The organism is Frateuria sp. (assembly GCF_035943815.1).
Lineage (GTDB): Bacteria > Pseudomonadota > Gammaproteobacteria > Xanthomonadales > Rhodanobacteraceae > Frateuria_A.
The window spans coordinates 15,461-32,291 of sequence record NZ_DASZBU010000006.1 but is presented as its reverse complement, the minus strand read 5'-3'; the positions used below and the strand labels follow the sequence as shown (position 1 = coordinate 32,291).

Genomic DNA, 16,831 nt, shown 5'->3' with positions numbered 1-16,831 from the left:
TTTACGGTCACGGGCGCCGCTCTCCGACGAGGCGGCGCGGCTGGGAGGCGGGGGAAAGGGAAGCGGCGGGAACCGGCAACTCGCGCTCGGCCAGCCACGGCACGTCGGGCAGGCCGCCGCGCTCGAGCCAGGTTTCGCGCACGAAGGCGTAGCTGGGCAGGTCCTTGGCCAGCAGGCTGACCTGCGGGCCAGACTCGGCCATGCGCTGCTGGCCCACTTCCTGGAAGCCATAGGTGCCGTGGAACAGCACCACCACGTCGTCGCGCGGCTCCAGGAACACCTCGCAGGTGAGCAACGGCACGCGCACCTCGGCATAGCTGGTCACGTCGCAGTAGAACACCTTGCCCAGGCCGTGGCGGCGGTAGGCATTGGCGATGACGATGCGGTCGATATAGACGAACGACTCGTAGTGCTCGGCGAACCAGCGGTAGTTGGGGCTGTCGTAGTTGCCCCCATCGCGCAGCGCGATCAGGAAGCCCGCCAGGTGGCCGTCGATCTCGGCGACGCGGAAATACTCTGCACGCTCGTAGAAGTAGCGCAACTGCGCGGCGTCCAGGGCGAGGATGGAGCGGCCGGCGGCGTTGTTGAGCGCCAGCACGGCGTCCAGATCGTGCTCGCGCACGTCGCGGATGGCTAAGGCCATTCGTTGCTCCGCAGAGGTAGGGCGATGAACCGATGGGCCGGCTTGGGTGGCCCGCAGGTGCGCATTATGGCATGCGGGGCCGGGCCGCACACCCTGCGCCGGGCTGTAAAACCTTTGTAAAACGCGGCCCTGCATGGCTTCCGGGGGGATGACTTCTCGCGCATTGCACGGGGCCGGAGGGAGCCTATGATGCGGCCCATGTCCTGGACGAACTTCAATCACATCCGGCTGCTGCGTCTGACCGGCCTGTTCACTTACCTGTGCGTGGCGCTGCCGTTGCTGCCCGGCAGCTGGAGCCTGGCCCAGGTCAGCGCCTGGTGGAGCAACCCCAACATTTCGGGCTGGATCCTGTCCTATCTGGTGTTCGGCTTGACCTACCTGCTGCTGACCGGGCGCTCGGGCATGAGTAGGCAAAGCGGTCGTGCGCAGGCGCTCAAGCTGTTCGGCCTGGTCGTGCTGACCGGCTCGGCGGTCGCGATGGGCTGGTTCAGCCAGAGCGGCCTGTCGGCCATGCTGATGCTGGTGATCGCGGTAGTGCTGCCCTGGCAACTGCCGGTGGGAGCTGGCCTGGTGTGGATGCTGGCGCAGAACCTGATGCTCATTCCGATCATCGCCAGCTACATGGGCTGGACCATCGTCACGGCCTTCCTGCAGGTTTGCATGTACCTGGGCATCTCGGCGCTGGCGTTCTTCACCTCGATGGTGGCGAGCCAGCAGACCGAGGCACGCGAGGCGCAGCGCCGCCTCAACTCCGAACTGCGCGCCACCCGTGCGCTGCTGGCCGAGTCCACCCGCATCGCCGAGCGCATGCGCATCGCGCGCGAACTGCACGACCTGATCGGCCACCACCTGACCGCGCTCAGCCTCAACCTGGAGGTGGCCAGCCATCTGGCCAACGACGCCGCGGGCGAGCACGTGCGCAAGGCGCAGGCGACCGCCCGGCATCTGTTGTCGGACGTGCGCGAGGCGGTGAGCGAACTGCGCCAGGACGACGCCATCGACCTGACCCAGGCGCTGCGCAGCCTGATCGAGGGCGTGCCGGGGCTGACCGTCCACGTGGACATGCCGCCGCGCTTCAGCCTGGAGGATCCGCGCCGCGCGCAGGTGCTGCTGCGCTGTGCGCAGGAGATCATCACCAATTGCGCCAGGCATGCAGGTGCGCGGCAGCTGTGGCTGACCTTCGCCTATGCGGATGCCAACCAGATCGGTCTGCACGCGCGCGACGACGGCCGCGGCACGGCACAGTTCAAGCCCGGCAACGGCCTGTCCGGCATGCGCGAGCGGCTGGCCGAGTTCGGCGGCAGCGTGGCGGTGGATACCGCGGTCAGCGAAGGCTTTGCCCTGACCGTGCGCCTGCCGCTGGGCGAGGTGCTGGAACTGGCCCATTCGCCCTCGCGACTGGAGCCGCCGGCACTGAGCATGTCGTGACGGCAGCCAGGCGCACGTCATGCCAGAATGGCCCGGAGCGCCGGCCGCCACATCCCCCGCGTGAACCGCGCCTATCACCGCATTGTTGAGGAACCGCGATGATCTCCGTCTGTCTCGTCGATGACCAGAACCTGGTGCGCCAGGGCGTCCGTTCGCTGCTGGATCTGGCCGAGGACATCCGCGTCGTGGCCGAGTGCGCCGACGGCGCGCAGGCGGTGGCCGACATCCCGCGCATCCGGCCCGACGTCGTGCTGCTGGATTTGCGCATGCCCAACATGAGCGGGCTGGAGGTGCTGCAGGCGCTGTCCGCCCGCGGCGAGCTGCCGCCGACGATCATCCTGACCACCTTCGACGACGACCAGCTGGTGCTGCAGGGACTGAAGGCCGGCGCGCGCGGATACCTGCTGAAGGACGTGTCGCTGGAGCAACTGGTTGAGGCAGTGCGTACGGTCGCCGCCGGCGGCTCGCTGGTGGCGCCGATGGTCACCCAGCGCCTGCTGGCCGGGGTGGGGCGCATGCAGAACCAGTTCACCAGCCTGGAGCAGCCCGACCCGCTCACCGAGCGCGAGACCGAGATCCTGCGCCTGCTCTCGGGCGGCTATTCCAACAAGGAGATCGCCAACTCCTTGAAAGTGGCCGAGGGAACGGTGAAGAACCACGTTTCCAACATCCTCTCCAAGCTGGGCGTGCGCGATCGCACGCGGGCGGTGCTAAAGGCGCTGGAACTGGGCATCGTCTGACTGCGGCGGCGGCCCGGCCGGTCCGCCGCTGGCCCCCCTTGCAGGCGCCTGCCTGCCCGATGGCGTTCCAGCCCGTGAGCAAGTACCATCCGGAGCTTCGGCATTCGCCGACCCTCGCCCGTGCCTTCCTCCGGGGTTCCACCCCGTGGTGCGGAACCCGACGGGAACCTTTAGCGCTGCGCGGAAAACGCTCGGAGAACCCAGGTAATGATGCGTGTTCTTGAATTCATTGTGGCCCTGATCATCGTCGCCGTGCTCGGTGTCGTGGTAGGCGTGATCATGCCCGGCAGCGGCCATGTGGAGCGGTCGCTGGTCTTCGGCAAGGACATGCGCCAGGTCTACGACATCCTCGACAACTTCCGCCGCTTCGAGGACTACTCCTCGCTGCGCCAGGAAGACCCGAAGATCCAGTTCAAGCTCTCCGGCAAGTCCTATGGCCCGGGTGCGGAGCTGAGCTGGAGCAGCGACAACGCCAGCATCGGCGAGGGCAAGCTGACCATCGCCAGCGCCGAGCCGGAGTTCTTCAAGGTCGACGAGACCGTCAACAGCGCCAGGATCATCTGGAACCTGGACAACGGCTGGCGCGGCCAGGACAAGCACTTCACGCTGGACCTGGAGCGCCAGGGCAGCCGCCACCAGCTGACCAAGGCGACCTGGTCCTATGACGTGGCCTACGGCTTCAACCTGATCAACCGCTACTCCAACCTGTACATCCACGGCGATCCGGACTCCTTCATCCAGTCCAGCCTGGGCAGCCTGCAGAACGTACTGGCGGCGGTGCCGAACATCGACTACGGCAAGCTGATCCCGTACATCCAGCAGACCAAGCCCACGCCGGTGCTGCTGGTGTCCACGCAGATCCAGCGCAACGGCGGCCTGGCCGCGCTGGATGACGCCACCGCGACCGCGGTCAAGCAGATCCAGGACGCGGCCAAGAAGCTGGGCGTGAACGTGGTCGGCCCGCGCATCATCTTCACCACCAACTACGGCGACCAGACCTACACCTTCGACGTCGCCATGCCGATCGATGCCACCAGCCTCACCGTCGCCGGCCAGAGCCAGCAGCTGACTGCTCCGCAGCCGCCCAAGCTTGGTGACGAAGAGCCGGCCGCCTCCACCAGCGCCCCGGCCGGCGCCAGCAGCAGCGCCAAGCCTGCCGCCGCTCCCGCGCCGGGCGACCATGACCGCTTCGGCCGTCTGGTGGTCGACGCCAACGTGCGCGCCACGCTGGCCTTCGGCGAGCCGTCGCTGGTCGGCGTGTGGAACGGCACCGCCGCCGGCGTGCCGCAGACGCGCGAGATGCTCAAGGCCTACGCGCAGACCCACGGCTACAAGTTCGACGAGGTGACCAACCGCCTGTACGACATCGAGGTGCAGCCGGAGGTCAAGGACAAGGGCGGTAACGTCACCACCTACGCCAAGTACGACGTCTATCTGCCGCTGCTGGGCGACAACGTGCCGGAGCAGACCCCGGAGCAGGCCGCCGGTATCCCACAGCCGACCCTGGAAGCCGCTCCGGCCTCTTCCTCCTCGGCACCCGCCGCCGCTGGCTCCAGTGCCGCCCCGGCCCAGGCGGCCAGCGCGGCCCACTAAGTCCGCATCGCCGAAAACACCCATCCTGCCTGCCTCGCGCAGGCAGGATTTTTTTTGGGCGAAGGCCGGCGAGCCTGCATCGCAACGGTGCGCTAGAGTGATGGACCGACCTATCCGCCACACCGCATGATCGAAGCCGACCGACTCACCCGCTGCTATGGCCGCCTTACCGCGGTGGACGCGTTGTCGCTGCGCGCCGAGCCGGGACAGGTGCTCGGCTTGCTCGGGCCCAACGGCGCGGGCAAATCCACCGCGATGCGCATGATCGCCGGCTTCCTCGCACCCACTGCCGGTACCGCCCGCGTCTGCGGGCACGACGTGCAGCGCGAACCGCTCAAGGCCAAGCGTGCGCTGGGCTACCTGCCCGAGGGCGCGCCGAGCTACGGCGAGATGACCGTGCGCGAATTCCTCACTTTCATCCTGCGGGTGCGTGCGCTACCGGTCGAGGCCGGGCATCGCCGCTTCGACGAGGTCGTTACGCACCTGCAACTGGAAGAAGTGCTGGACCAGTGCATCGATACCCTGTCCAAGGGCCTGCGCCGGCGCGTCGGCCTGGCGCAGGCGATCCTGCACGATCCGCCGGTGCTGATGCTGGACGAGCCGACCGATGGCCTGGATCCGAATCAGAAGCACGCCGTGCGCCGGCTGATCGACGCGATGGCGCGCGAGCGCACCATCCTCATCTCCACGCACCTGCTCGAAGAGGTGCATGCGCTGTGCAACCGCGTGGTGATCATCGCGCGCGGCAGGCTGCTTGCCGACGCCACGCCGGCGGAACTGGAGGCGCGCTCGCGCTACCACGGGGCGGTGTCCTTCAGTGCGCCGGGCAGCGGCGTCTCGCAGGAGATGCTCGGCCGTCTGCCGCAGGTGGCGGCGATCGAGGTCGACCCGCTGGACGGGCGCATCACCGTGTTTCCCAAGCCGGGCGCACGCGTGCTCGAGCCGGTCGAAGACCTGCTGCGCCAGCAGGGCCTGGAAGTGTCGGAGATCCAGTTGGAGCGCGGGCGGCTGGACGAAGTCTTTCGGCAGATCACGATGGGGGAAGGGGCATGAGTCCCATCCCCGCCATCATGCGGCGCGAGCTGCGCAGCTATTTCGTCACCCCCGTGGCCTACGTGTTCCTGGTGATCTTCCTGGTGCTTGCCGGGTTGCTGACCTTCTACGCGGGCGATTTCTACGAGCGCGGCCTGGCCGACCTGCAGCCGTTCTTCGTGATGCATCCCTGGCTGTATCTGATCCTCGCCCCGGCCTTGTCCATGCGCATGTGGGCCGAGGAGGCCAAGGGCGGCACGCTGGAGCTGCTGCTGACGCTGCCGGTGACGCTGGTGCAGGCGATGCTGGGCAAGTTCCTCGCCGCCTGGTTGTTCCTCGGGCTGGCGCTGGTGCTGACCTTTCCGATCTGGATCACCGTCAATTACCTGGGCGATCCGGACAACGGGGTGATCTTCGCCGGCTACCTGGGCAGCTGGCTGATGGCCGGCGCGTTTCTGGCGGTCGGCGCCTGCCTGTCGACGTTGACGCGTAGCCAGGTGGTTGCCTTCATCCTCACCGCGCTGGTGTGCGTGCTGTTGATTCTGGTCGGCCAGCCGCAGGTGCTCGACTTCTTCCAGGGTGCGCTGCCGCGCAAGCTGGTCAACGGCGTGGCCCACCTGTCGATCCTGCGCCACTTCGAGGCGATCGCGCGCGGCGTGCTGGACGTGCGCGACCTGATGTATTTCCTGTTCACCATCATCGCCTGGCTCACCGCGGGCGTGCTGGTGCTCGACCTGAAGCGGGCACGCTGACGATGCGCCGCCCGCACATCGGCCGCCGTACCCTGCTGGTCGCCGCGCTGGTCGCGCTGACCCTGGCCTTCATCGGCGTCACACTGGCCAGCAGCCGCTGGCTGCGCGCCGCGCGCATCGACCTGACCGCCGACCATCTCTACACGCTCACGCCCGGAACCCAGCACATCATCGACGGGCTGCATCGGCCGCTCAAGCTCACGCTGTACTTTTCCGACCATGCCACGCGCGACCTGCCGCAATTGCGCAGCTACGAGCAGCGAGTGCGCGAGATGCTGCAGGAAATGGTCGCCCGCTCCCGCGGCCGCATCCGCCTGCAGGTGATCGACCCGGTGCCGTACTCGGACGACGAGGCCAGCGCCGAAGGTGGCGGGCTGACGCCGGTCAACGGCGGAAGCAACGGCGAGCGGGTGTTCTTCGGGCTGGTCGGCAGCGCCTTGCCGGTCGGCGAGGGCGAGGGCGAGGAGCGCAGCCTGTCGGTTCCGTTCTTCGATCCGACGCGGGAAACCTTCCTCGAGTACGACATCGCCAAGCTGCTCTACGAACTGGACCAGCCGAGCAAACCGCACATCGGCCTGCTCAGTTCGTTGCCGTTGGCTGGCAATCCGGCCATCGGCGCGCCGCCGTGGGCGGTGGTGCGGCAGCTGGAGCAATTGTTCGACGTCAAGACCCTCGACGCGGGCAGCCTCACCCGCGTGGGCAACGACATCCAGGTGCTGCTGGTGGTGCACCCGAAGCGGCTGCCGGAGGCGGCGGTGTACGCGCTGGACCAGTACGTGCTGCGCGGCGGCCACCTGGTGGTGTTCGTCGACCCCGACGCGGAGCTGGACACCACTCCCTACGTCGACAGCAACGGCGTCACCGACGACCACGATTCCAGCCTGCCGCGCCTGTTCGCGGCCTGGGGCGTGGCGTTCGATCCGAAGTCGGTCGTGCTGGACCGCTCGCGCGCGTTGCAGATCGAATTGGCCGGCAGCAGCCTCAACCATCCGGCGATGCTTGGCCTGGGGCCGCAGGAGCTCAACCACACCGACGTGGTGACCGCGAGCCTGCAGCGGGTCAACGTTTCGACCACCGGCAGCTTCGACCTGGCCCCCGACACGCAGAACCGCCTGCTGCCGTTGATCCAGAGCAGCGCCGAGGCCGAAAAGGTTCCCGCCGAGCGCGTGCTGGAGGCGGCCAGCGATCCGACCTCGCTGCTGCAGGGCTACCGGCCGGACAACCAGCATTACGTGATCGCCGCGCGCCTGCGCGGCACGCTTCGCAGCGCGTTTCCGCAGCGCACCGGCACGCCGGGGCACCTGGCGCAATCGGGCCCCGACGCCGAAGTGGTGCTGGTGGCCGATACCGACCTGCTCAGTGATCGCCTGTGGGTGGAGACGCAGACCTTCCTGGGCCAGCCAATGCTTTCGGTGTTCGCCAACAACGGAGACTTTGTCACTAACCTGGTCGACAACCTGAGCGGCTCCTCCGCGCTGCTTTCCATCCGCGGCCGCTCCGCCTCACAGCGGCCGTTCACCCGTGTGCGCGCCCTGCAGGCTGCGGCCGACCAGAAGTTCCTGCTGAAGAAACAGGAACTCGAGCGCGAACTGGCCGAGACCCGCCAGCGGCTGGACGAACTGCAACCGGCCAAGGGCGGGCGCCCCAACGCCACCAGCGCCCAGCAGAAGAGCGAGATCGAGCAGTTCCAGCAGCGCCGCCTGGCGATCAACAAGGAACTGCGCGACGTGCAGCACCAGCTCAACGCGGAGATCGACGCGCTGGGCTTGCGCCTGAAGGTGGCCAACATCGTGCTGGTGCCGGCGCTGGTCACCCTGGTCGGCCTGCTCTACGGCTGGCGCCGCGTGCGCCACAGCCGGTCCCGCCGCTAGCGCCCAAGGCCATTCCATGCGGGAGGAGGCGACGTTGCCTTCCCGTCCGGTGGGAGCATCAGGCTGGAGCAATCACTCTCGCGTCGATGGCCATACATTGCGCGCCTACCCGATGCACGGCGGCAGAAGGAAGCGACATCCCGGCCGAGCGCATCCACGCCTGAAGCGGCGGCAATCTGCCGCAAGCATCCCGGCATGCGGAACGTTCGGGCTATGCTTGCAGGCTGGTGACGTACGGGCCGGTGATGGGACTGCTGCTCAAATGGATCGTGCCGTGGGAGTTTTCGTGGGTGTTCCTCGCGAGCTTCCTGCTGGCTGCGGTGCTCTATTTGCGCGGGTCGCGCGAGCTTGGCGTCGGCTTCGGTCGGCGAGTCGCGTTCTGGGTCGGCATGGCGATCATCTACCTGTCGCTGCATACCTACCTGGATTATTACGCGGAGCACGAGTTCTTCATGCACCGCATCCAGCAGGTGCTGCTCCACCACCTGGCTCCCTTGCTGATCGTTGCCTCCTATCCCGGCGCGGCGCTGCGAGCAGGCCTGCCGCTCAGTTGGCGTGTGCGCGTGCTGCGGCCGGCCGCGCGGTCGTGGCCCTGGCGGGCGGTGGATGCGGTGCTGGGCAACCCGGCGGTGGCGACGTTCCTGTTCGTCGCGTTCATCCTGATCTGGCTGGTGCCGTCGATGCAGACGCTGGCGATGCTGGACTGGCGGATCTACCGCTTCATGAACTGGAGCATGCTCGCCAGCGGCTTCATCTACTGGGCGCTGGTGCTGGACCACAGGCCGCGGCCGCCCGGACGGATGACGCCGGGGCTGCGTGTACTCTCGCCGGCGATCACCATGACGCCGCAGATCCTGGCGGGTGCCATCGTGACCTTCTCCAAGACCGACCTGTATCCGATCTTCGAGATCTGCGGCCGCGCCTTCACTTTCAACGTGCTGACCGGGCAACTCGTCGGCGGCGTGATCATGTGGGTGCCGGCGGCGATCATCGAATCGATCGGGGCCCTGTTCGCCCTGCGACAGTGGCTGGCCTTGTCCAGGCGCGGTCGCATCCGGCGCGAGCACCGCGTGCAGCAGGGCCCGGTCGCGCGCAATGCCTAGGACCGGTTCCGCGGCCTCGCGGGCCGCGGCGCGAGCGCTACAGCGCGTTGGCGGGCTTGGCGAGGAAGTCGGTGGCCAGCGTGCTGCCATCGGCGAAGCGCAGGCTGACCCGCACGGTCTGCCCGGGCTGCACCAACCCGGCCGCGTCCATCAGCATGAGGTGGTAGCCGCCGGGCGAGAGTGCGACCTGGCCGTGCGCGGGCACTTCCAGCCGATCGACCATGCGCATGCGGCCCATGCCGGTCTCGGTGGAGCTCTGGTGCAGCATCACGCTGCCGTAGGCCGGGCTGCTAGCGCCCGTGAGCACGGCCGGCTGGTCGCCATCGTTGCGCAGGGTGACGTAGCCGCCGGCCGGCAGGGCGCCAGGCAGCACGCGGATCCACGCGCCGACCGCGTGCACATGGGCCGCTTCGCCGGCGTGTGCGGTGCCGACGCAGAGCAGCCCGGCGAGCAGCAGGGAAAGGGGGCTCGGGCGCATGGTCAATCTCCGGTCTTGAGCAGGAGATAGAGGTCGTGGACCAGGTCGTCCTGCGGGGTGGCGGGCGTGGCGAGCAGGCGTGCGCGGCCCTGGCGGTCGAACAGGTAGATCGCCGAGCTGTGGCTCACCTCGTACTGGCCATCGCCCTTGTCCGGTTCGCGGGTGAACGCCGAGCGATAGCGCTTGCTGAGCGCCTCGATCGCGTGCGGCGTGCCGGTCAGGCCGACTGCGCGCTTGTCGAACGCGTTGACGTAGGCATGCATGATCGCCGGCGTGTCACGCGCCGGGTCGACGCTGACGAAGAGGATGCGTGCACCGTCGGCCGATGGGCCGACGCGTTGCAGCACCGCGTGCAGGTGCGCGAGCGTCAACGGGCAGACGTCGGGGCAGTGGGTGTAGCCGAAGTACAGCAGCACCACCTTGCCGCGATAGTCCTCGCCGGTCACCGGTTTGCCCGCATCGTCGGTGAGCTGGAACTTGAGGTCGGGCATATGGCCGCTGACGTTGGTCAGCCGCCAGGGCAGGGCGCCCTCGCGATGGCAGGCGGCCAGGGACAGCACGACCACGAGCAACAGCAGACGGGCCAGACGCGAAGGCTTCATGCAAGAATCCGGGCGATGCATCACGCCAGCATACGCCACGCGGCGTTGGGGCGCCGCCGATGAGGAGCCTATGCGACAACCTGTCCCCACCCTCGGGCACTGGCCTTCATGGCTAGCCGGCATGGCCGGCGCCAGTGCGGTGGTGCTGGGCGCCTTCGGTGCGCACGCGCTGCGCGGCGTGCTGGATCCGGCCGGGCGCGAGCTTTGGCATACCGCCTCGCAATACCACTTCTGGCACGCGCTGGCGCTGGCGGCGGCCTGCCTGGCACCGGATGGCCGTGCACGGCGTATCGCCTCGGGCGCCTTCGCCGTAGGCATCGTGCTGTTCAGCGGAAGCCTCTATGCGCTGGCGCTGGGCTCGCCGCGCTGGTGCGGTGCGATCACGCCGCTGGGCGGCGTCGCCTTCATCGTCGGCTGGATCGCGCTGGGCATGGCGCTTCATCGCATGGACAAGCCCGCGTCATAGCCGCGTCATGCGCCGGCGCGATGCTGCGCGCATGCGCCGATACCTCTCCCCTTCGCGACTTCCGCGCCGGCTCGACCGGCGCCTGCGGTTTGCCGCGACCGCCCTCGCCGCGGCGGCGCTGGCTGCGCTCGTCCTGCCGGCTCCGGTGGAACGCCCGCAGAAGCAACTGGTGCGCTGGACCGCCGAGGGCCACGACTGGCTGCTGGTGGCGGACCGACAGCAGGACCGCATCAGTGCCTACGACGCGCGCAATGGCCAGCCACTGGGCACGATCGACCGCGCCAGCGGCCTGGCCGACGTCGACCGCCTCGTGCTCGAAGGTCGCTGGCTGGTGGTGCTCGGAGATGCCGGGCCGCAGGTGGTGCGGCTGCCCGGCTTGCGGCCGCAGCCACTGGCCGCGGTATCGCGCTGAAGCTTCGGGTGGGTTGCGGAGGTCGCCGGTGCCAGGCTACGCCTCGTCGTCGGTCGCCGGGCGGGTCGTGCCTGCGTTCATCCGTCCCGATTTTCGCAATGCCTCGCGCAGCACGTACTCGATCTGCGCGTTGACGCTGCGCAATTCGTCGTCCGCCCAGCGCTGCATCGCCTCCAGGACGCTGGCGCTGATCCGCAGGGGATAGGCTTTCTTCTCCGCGGCCATGGGTTCAGCGGCGCTCGCGCCGCTGCGCGGCCATGGCGATGCCGATCACCGGGGCCACGACGGGTCGGACAGGGCATGGGTCATGGGCCGTCCTCATCCGTACAGCGTGCCGGTATTGACCACCGCCTGGGTGCCGCGCTCGCCGCAGAGCACCACCAGCAGGTTGCTGACCATCGCCGCCTTGCGTTCTTCGTCCAGCTCCACCACGCCTCGGCGGCTCAACTGGTCCAGCGCCATCTCGACCATGCTCACCGCGCCTTCGACGATGCGTGTGCGCGCCGCGATGATGGCGCCGGCCTGCTGGCGCTGCAGCATCGCCTGGGCGATTTCCTGCGCGTAGGCCAGATGGCTGATGCGCGCCTCGATCACCTGCACGCCGGCACGTTCCAGCCGGGCCTGGATCTCGTCGCGCAGGTGGTTGTTGATCACCTCGCCGTGGCTGCGCAGCGAGGGCTGGCCTTCCTCGTGGGCGTCGTACGGATAGCTTTGCGCCATTTGCCGCAGCGCCGATTCGCTCTGGATGTGCACGAAGTTCTCGTAATCGTCAACGCGGAACACTGCCTCGGCCGTGTCGATCACCTGCCATACCACCACGGCGGCGATCTCGATCGGGTTGCCGTCGCTGTCGTTGACCTTGAGCTTGCCGCTCTCGAAATTCCGTACGCGCAGCGAAAGGCGCGCCTTGGCGTAGAACGGGTTGGTCCAGCGCAGGCCCTCATCGCGCACGCTGCCGGCGTACTTACCGAACAGCTGCATCACCTGCGCTTCGTTGGGCGCGACCTGGAAAAAGCCCTTGAGCAAAAAGCCGGTGAGAACCAGCAACAAGGCTCCCGGGATCACATGCGGGGCCGGTTGCCCGGCCTCGGCCGTCACCAGCAGCCCCAGACCAATGGCCGCCAGGGCCAGGCAGACCCCTATGAAGGGAATGCCGGCAATCGAAAAACCCTTGCGCTCGTTCATGTCGCTACCTCCCTAAGGTGCCGAGAAGTAGATATCAAAAACATATCAACCGGCAAGTGGCGTCAGCCGCCGCGTCCGCCGCTGGTGCCGCCGTTGCCCGTACCGCTGCCCGCAGGCGCCGCCGATCCTCCGACCGGCGTGCTCAGGTCCGCATCCGGCACCGCCTGGCGGATATGCAGGTTGCCGAACAATTGCGTAGTGGCGGCGAAATGCCAGGGATCACCGTCACCGCTGGCCAGCGCCAGGTGGGTGCTGTCGAAATGGCGCAGCGCCGAGTCGAAGCTCTCCCAGCGGCCATCGACCCAGGCCTGCACCCACTCATGGGGGATGAACTGCCGTGATTCGCCAGCGAAGCGGTCCGCATACACCATGCCGCTGACCACCCGCGCGGGAATGCCCTGGGCACGCGCCATGGCGGCGAGCAGCACGGCGTACTCGGTGCAGTCGCCCTCGCGGCTGTCGAGTACTTCCAGTGCGGAGGCGTAGCCGATGTCCAACCCGTGCTCGGTGATGTAGTCGCTGACGAACAGGCGCAGGCGCCGCATGCGCGAAAGATCGTCGCGCGCGCCGCCCACCGCCTTGGCGGCGAGCCGGCGGATGGCAGGAGCGTCGGACTGCAGCCAGGCATTGGGTTCGCGGTCGGCCGGCGTGGGCGGCGCCTGTCGCCCCGGGTGGGCGCTGCTTACGTCGATCATCCAGTCGTCGCCGCCCAGCGCGGTGACCTGCTGTTCGTCGGTGACGATGAACGGCTGCCCGATGCCTCCGCTGACGTGGATGCGATAGCGCATCGGCACCGAACGGACGTACTGGGGCAGCAGCCGCGGCGATTCGACCGTGGCGGCGCGCAGCATGTCTACCGATTGGTTCGGCGCAAGCGCGCAGGCGCGGTCACAGGCGAGCATTTCCAGCGGTTGCCCGAGCAGACTCATCAAGCCCTTGCGGGCGATGCCATCGCCGTCGATCCACAGGTCCAGCGTCTGGTGGCCGTGCGGCAGCGCCAGCGTCTGGCGCTGGTGGCTCAGCCGCATCGCGCCGCCGGGCAGGGCCACCGTTTCGTCGCCCAGGATGTCCACCCGGACATCCACCACCTGCAGGCTGGACGGGTCGAACTCACGCATCCGGTAACTGTCGCCAGGCCTGCGACCGGCGGCCACCGCTGCCAGCCGCTGTCCCTCGGCCAGCAGCGCGCCGCCGGGCCAATCCATCAGCGATGTGCGGGCCTGGCCGCCCACCGTAGTGGTGATCAGGTAGCGGCCCGCGCCGTCGGTGTGCGCTTCGACCGTGCTGTCCATGGAGGACATCCGTGTACGTGCCGAGAACCCAAGCGGCTGGCCCCGGGGGCCTTCCAAGCTGCGGCTAATGTTCGCCAGATGCATGGGCTTGCCCGCGCGACTCAGGTCCAGCGCCAGGGTCTGCGTGGTGACGAGGATGCCGTTCTCGCCCTCGCGGTCGACCTGGAGATGACCGACCTTGCGGCCGCCCAGCAGCACGGTCATCCAGTCCGTTTGCAACGGCGCTGCCGCATGCGCGGCGGTGCAGGAGCCCAGCAAGAAGACGCCCACCAGCAAAGTGGGCAAGGTGAGCAGGACGCGGCGCATGGTCAACCCCGGGGATGGATGACTGATCACCAGTGGAGCCGGTGGCCGGCGCCACGTCAATGCGCAGTGCAGCGTAGTCCTACAATGCGCGCTTTTCCGCCGGAGCCGACCATGAAGCCGTTTGCCACGCCGCTGTCCGATCGCGCCCTGCGCGTGCTGCTGCTGGGCTCGGGCGAGCTGGGCAAGGAGGTCGCCATCGAACTGCAGCGCTATGCGGTCGAAGTCATCACGGTGGATCGCTACGCCGATGCGCCCGCGATGCAGGTGGCGCACCGCAGCCACGTGGTCGACATGCTCGATGGCGCCGCGCTGCGCTCGGTGATCGCGCAGGAGCGGCCGGACCTGGTGGTGCCGGAGATCGAGGCGATCCACACGCCGACCCTGGTCGAGTTGGAGAAGGAAGGCCTGCGGGTGGTCCCCACGGCACGCGCGGCGTGGCTGACCATGGATCGCGAAGGCATCCGCCGCCTCGCCGCCGAGGAGCTGGGCCTGCCCACCTCGCCGTACCGGTTCTGCGACAACGAGACCGAATACCGCGCCGCGGCGGAGGCGATCGGCTACCCGTTCGTGGTCAAGCCGGTGATGAGTTCATCGGGCAAGGGCCAGAGCACGGTGCGCAGTCTCTCCGAGCTGGCCGAGGCCTGGAACTACGCCCAGTCGGGCGGCCGCGCGGGACAGGGGCGGGTGATCGTGGAGGGGTTCGTCGATTTCGACTACGAGATCACCCTGCTCACGGTGCGCCACCAGGGCGGCACCAGCTTCTGCCTGCCGATCGGCCATCGCCAGGAGCACGGCGACTACCGCGAGTCTTGGCAGCCGCAGCCGATGAGCGAGGCCGCGCTGGCCGAGGCGCAGCGCCAGGCCGCCGCCGTCTCGGCGGCGTTGGGCGGCTGGGGCGTGTTCGGCATGGAGTTCTTCGTGAAGGGCGACCGGGTGATCTTCTCCGAGGTCAGCCCGCGTCCGCACGACACCGGGCTGGTGACGTTGATTTCGCAGGAGCTGTCCGAATTTGCGCTGCATGCACGGGCGATACTGGGCCTGCCGATCCCGGCGATCCGCCAGTTGGGGCCTTCGGCTTCCTGCGCCGTACTGGTCGAGGGCGAAGGCCGCGCGCCGCGCTACCACGGGGTGGCCGAGGCGCTGGCCGAGCCGGACACGCAGCTGCGCATCTTCGGCAAGCCCGAGGTGAAGGGCCGGCGGCGCATGGCGGTGACGCTGGCGCGCGATGTGGACGTCGGCGCGGCGCGTGCCAAGGCCGTGCGGGCGGCCGGACACCTGAAGGTCGAGCTGTAGGTGGAGCGGGAGTCGGGTCCGGCTGCCTCGCCGCAGGGAGGAGAGGCCGCTCGATCGGTTAGGCTCTCCGCTTCAACCGAAGGGGGAGACCCATGGCGTCGGAAGGCTTCTCGCACTGGCTGATCGTCCTGGTGCAAACTCTCACGGCCTTGTTCCTGTTCGCGCTGGTGCTGGCCGCGGTCATGGTCGTGGCGGTGTGGATCGGCGACCGCTACCAGACCGGCAACGCAGTGCTGCGCAATTTTCCCGTCATCGGCCATTTCCGCTACGGCTTCCTGCGCCTGGGCGAGTTCTTCCGCCAGTACCTGTTCGCCAGCGACCGCGAGGAACTGCCTTTCAACCGCGCCCAGCGCGTGTGGGTCTACCGTGCGGCCAAGAACGCCGACACCACCATCGGTTTCGGCACCACGCGCGATCTTTCCGCCGAAGGCGTGCCCTTCTTTGTCAACGCCCCGTTCCCCAAGCTGGAAGGCCACCACGTTCCACCCAAGCCGGTACGGATTGGTCCGTACGCGCGCGAGCCCTACGACCACGCCGCCTTCTTCAACATCTCGGCGATGAGCTTCGGCGCGTTGTCGGCACCGGCGGTGCGCGCGCTTTCCTTCGGTGCGGCCAAGGCCGGCATCTGGCTGGACACCGGCGAGGGCGGCCTGGCGCCCTACCACCTGGAGGGCGGCTGCGACATCGTCTTCGAGATCGGCACCGCCAAGTACGGCGTGCGCACCGCCGACGGCCAGCTCGACGACGACAGGCTGCGCGCTATCTGCGCGCATGCCCAGGTGAAGATGGTCAGCATCAAGCTCGGCCAGGGCGCCAAGCCCGGCATGGGCGGGCTGCTTCCCGGCATCAAGGTGACGCCGGAGATCGCCGCCATCCGCGGCATTCCCGTGGGCGAGGATTCGCAAAGCCCCAACCGGCACCTGGACATCGCCGATGTACCGCAACTGCTCGACGCCGTCGCGCACGTGCGCGAGGTCGGCGGCAAGCCGACCGGCTTCAAGGCGGTGCTCGGCGACTGCGGCTGGATCGCCGAACTGTGCGACGAGGTGTGGAAGCGCGGCATCGAAAGCGCGCCGGATTTCATCATCGTCGACGGTTCCGAGGGCGGCACCGGCGCCGCGCCGCAGACGCTGATGGAAGGCGTGGGCCTGCCCCTGCACGAGGCACTGCCGGCGCTCATCGACACACTGATCGCCAAGGGCCTGCGCGAGCGCATCAAGGTGATCTGCTCGGGCAAGCGCATTACCGCGTACGACGTGGCCTGGGCGCTGTCGATGGGCGCGGACTTCGTCAATTCCGCACGCGGCTTCATGCTCGCGCTCGGCTGCATCCAGTCGCTCCAGTGCAACCGCAACACCTGCCCGACCGGCATCACCACGCAGAACCCGAAACTGCAGCGCGGCCTGGTGGTGACCGACAAGACCGAGAAGGTGGTGAACTACGCGCGCAACCTGATGTACGAGGTCGGCATCATCGCCCACAGCTGCGGCGTGGACGACCCGCGCCAGCTCGATCGCACGCATTGCCGCGTGGTGGGCGACGACGGCCTCTCGGTGCCGCTGGTCAAGCTGTTCCCGTATCCGCAACCGGGCTCGGCCAGAACGGCCTTCGGCCAGCCTTCCACCTGACGCGGGC

17 protein-coding genes are annotated in these 16,831 nt (G+C 68.4%); 11 read left to right on the top strand and 6 right to left on the bottom strand.

Annotated features, from left to right (window positions below; all coding sequences use genetic code 11):
* Positions 1 to 7: 7 nt before the first annotated feature.
* A complete protein-coding gene (locus tag VGU65_RS03570; RefSeq protein WP_327472940.1) occupies positions 8 to 643 on the bottom strand; it encodes a GNAT family N-acetyltransferase in 636 nt (211 codons plus the stop codon).
* A 198-nt stretch (positions 644 to 841) separates the two neighbouring features.
* On the opposite strand from VGU65_RS03570, the gene VGU65_RS03565 reads away from it, so the two are divergent.
* The 7 genes from VGU65_RS03565 to VGU65_RS03535 all read left to right on the top strand — a co-directional run bounded on the left by VGU65_RS03565 (position 842) and on the right by VGU65_RS03535 (position 9,162).
* Complete coding sequence (locus tag VGU65_RS03565; RefSeq protein WP_327472938.1) at positions 842 to 2,071, top strand: sensor histidine kinase; 1,230 nt, start codon at positions 842 to 844, stop codon at positions 2,069 to 2,071.
* A 98-nt stretch (positions 2,072 to 2,169) separates the two neighbouring features.
* A complete protein-coding gene (locus tag VGU65_RS03560) occupies positions 2,170 to 2,811 on the top strand; it encodes a response regulator (RefSeq protein ID WP_327472937.1) in 642 nt (213 codons plus the stop codon).
* Positions 2,812 to 3,018: 207 nt separating this feature from the next.
* Positions 3,019 to 4,404 carry an SRPBCC family protein gene (locus tag VGU65_RS03555; RefSeq protein ID WP_327472935.1) on the top strand — a complete coding sequence of 462 codons (1,386 nt, stop codon included), beginning with the start codon at positions 3,019 to 3,021 and terminating at the stop codon, positions 4,402 to 4,404.
* 126 nt (positions 4,405 to 4,530) lie between these two features.
* Positions 4,531 to 5,457 carry an ATP-binding cassette domain-containing protein gene (locus tag VGU65_RS03550; RefSeq protein ID WP_327472933.1) on the top strand — a complete coding sequence of 309 codons (927 nt, stop codon included), beginning with the start codon at positions 4,531 to 4,533 and terminating at the stop codon, positions 5,455 to 5,457.
* Positions 5,454 to 6,188 (top strand): ABC transporter permease subunit, encoded by a 735-nt coding sequence (locus VGU65_RS03545; RefSeq protein ID WP_327472931.1) that lies wholly within the window; start codon positions 5,454 to 5,456, stop codon positions 6,186 to 6,188. The genes VGU65_RS03550 and VGU65_RS03545 overlap by 4 nt, the downstream gene beginning before the upstream one ends.
* Before the next feature lie 2 nt (positions 6,189 to 6,190).
* Positions 6,191 to 8,059 (top strand): Gldg family protein, encoded by a 1,869-nt coding sequence (locus VGU65_RS03540; protein ID WP_327472929.1) that lies wholly within the window; start codon positions 6,191 to 6,193, stop codon positions 8,057 to 8,059.
* Positions 8,060 to 8,301: 242 nt separating this feature from the next.
* The gene (locus tag VGU65_RS03535) at positions 8,302 to 9,162 is read left to right on the top strand and encodes a cytochrome c oxidase assembly protein (protein WP_327473255.1); all 861 of its coding nucleotides are present in this window, start codon (positions 8,302 to 8,304) and stop codon (positions 9,160 to 9,162) included.
* 37 nt (positions 9,163 to 9,199) lie between these two features.
* On the opposite strand, the gene VGU65_RS03530 is transcribed toward VGU65_RS03535, so the two are convergent.
* Complete coding sequence (locus tag VGU65_RS03530; RefSeq protein ID WP_327472927.1) at positions 9,200 to 9,640, bottom strand: copper chaperone PCu(A)C; 441 nt, start codon at positions 9,638 to 9,640, stop codon at positions 9,200 to 9,202.
* A 2-nt stretch (positions 9,641 to 9,642) separates the two neighbouring features.
* Complete coding sequence (locus tag VGU65_RS03525) at positions 9,643 to 10,242, bottom strand: SCO family protein (RefSeq protein WP_327472925.1); 600 nt, start codon at positions 10,240 to 10,242, stop codon at positions 9,643 to 9,645.
* 70 nt (positions 10,243 to 10,312) lie between these two features.
* Here VGU65_RS03525 and VGU65_RS03520 point away from each other — a divergent pair, with 70 nt between their 5' ends.
* Both VGU65_RS03520 and VGU65_RS03515 read left to right on the top strand, forming a co-directional pair.
* Positions 10,313 to 10,708, top strand: coding sequence for a DUF423 domain-containing protein (locus VGU65_RS03520; protein ID WP_414655789.1), 396 nt, complete (start codon positions 10,313 to 10,315; stop codon positions 10,706 to 10,708).
* Between the two features lie 31 nt (positions 10,709 to 10,739).
* Positions 10,740 to 11,120: a hypothetical protein gene (locus VGU65_RS03515; protein ID WP_327472921.1), complete on the top strand. Its 381-nt coding sequence runs from the start codon at positions 10,740 to 10,742 to the stop codon at positions 11,118 to 11,120.
* Between the two features lie 36 nt (positions 11,121 to 11,156).
* Here VGU65_RS03515 and VGU65_RS03510 read toward each other — a convergent pair whose 3' ends face one another.
* From VGU65_RS03510 to VGU65_RS03500, 3 genes are all read right to left on the bottom strand, one after another.
* Positions 11,157 to 11,345, bottom strand: a complete 189-nt coding sequence (locus tag VGU65_RS03510) for a type II toxin-antitoxin system antitoxin (protein WP_327472919.1) — start codon at positions 11,343 to 11,345, stop codon at positions 11,157 to 11,159.
* Positions 11,346 to 11,438: 93 nt separating this feature from the next.
* Entirely contained in the window at positions 11,439 to 12,305 is an 867-nt protein-coding gene (locus VGU65_RS03505; RefSeq protein WP_327472917.1) for an SPFH domain-containing protein, read from the bottom strand.
* 62 nt (positions 12,306 to 12,367) lie between these two features.
* Complete coding sequence (locus VGU65_RS03500) at positions 12,368 to 13,903, bottom strand: transglutaminase-like domain-containing protein (protein ID WP_327472915.1); 1,536 nt, start codon at positions 13,901 to 13,903, stop codon at positions 12,368 to 12,370.
* A gap of 111 nt (positions 13,904 to 14,014) precedes the next feature.
* Between VGU65_RS03500 and purT the strand changes: the two genes are divergently transcribed.
* Both purT and VGU65_RS03490 read left to right on the top strand, forming a co-directional pair.
* Positions 14,015 to 15,196 (top strand): formate-dependent phosphoribosylglycinamide formyltransferase, encoded by a 1,182-nt coding sequence (gene purT / locus VGU65_RS03495; RefSeq protein ID WP_327472913.1) that lies wholly within the window; start codon positions 14,015 to 14,017, stop codon positions 15,194 to 15,196.
* Positions 15,197 to 15,288: 92 nt separating this feature from the next.
* A complete protein-coding gene (locus tag VGU65_RS03490) occupies positions 15,289 to 16,824 on the top strand; it encodes an FMN-binding glutamate synthase family protein (protein WP_327472911.1) in 1,536 nt (511 codons plus the stop codon).
* Positions 16,825 to 16,831: the final 7 nt, after the last annotated feature.